This is a genomic window from Shewanella sp. Isolate7 (assembly GCF_022398425.1).
Taxonomy (GTDB): Bacteria; Pseudomonadota; Gammaproteobacteria; order Enterobacterales; family Shewanellaceae; genus Shewanella.
The window spans coordinates 1-659 of the sequence record NZ_JAKEVJ010000194.1; the positions used below are offsets into that span (position 1 = coordinate 1).

At 38.8% G+C, this 659-nt stretch carries 1 protein-coding gene; it reads left to right on the forward strand.

Annotated features, from left to right (window positions below; translation table 11 throughout):
• The coding region (locus L1D47_RS20970) for a pirin-like C-terminal cupin domain-containing protein (protein WP_275661521.1) at positions 1-345 on the forward strand (345 nt) is incomplete at its 5' end.
• Positions 346-659: the final 314 nt, after the last annotated feature.

Genomic DNA, 659 nt, shown 5'->3' on the forward strand with positions numbered 1-659 from the left:
GTTGTGCGCCGTAGTGAATTGTTGTTTAACGAAAAATGGGCAGCAAACCCCAGTGATTTAATTATTTTTGAATGTGAAGCAGGCGACATCGTTGTGCGCCGTAGTGAATTGTTGTTTAACGAAAAATGGGCAGCAAACCCCAGTGATTTAATTATTTTTGAATGTGAAGCAGGCGACATCGTATTACAAAATCAGGGGCAAGAACAGGCTGAATTATTGTTATTATCAGGTGTACCGATTGATGAGCCGATTGCTGCCTATGGGCCTTTTGTGATGAATACGCCCGATGAAATCCGTGAAAGCATTGAAGCGTATCGGCGTGGTGAATATGGCTCACTAGATTAAATCTAGTAAAACAAGCAGTTATTCTATTATTTTAGGATAATTGTGCAAAAGCAGCCTGAAAATAACTATGCAAGTTGCATATTTAATAGCATCGTTATATTATTGATGCAAATCAAGTTTTTTCTAACTAGATTACCCTACACATCTAGTCAGGTATAGACTTGCTTTGTTCACTCAATCCTACATCTAATCACAAGAAAGGCACTACTCATGTCAAACATTCATGAAGCGTGGGCTGGCTTTACTGCTGACGATTGGCAAACCGAAATCAATGTACGTGATTTCATTCAAAAAAACTACACACCATACGAAGG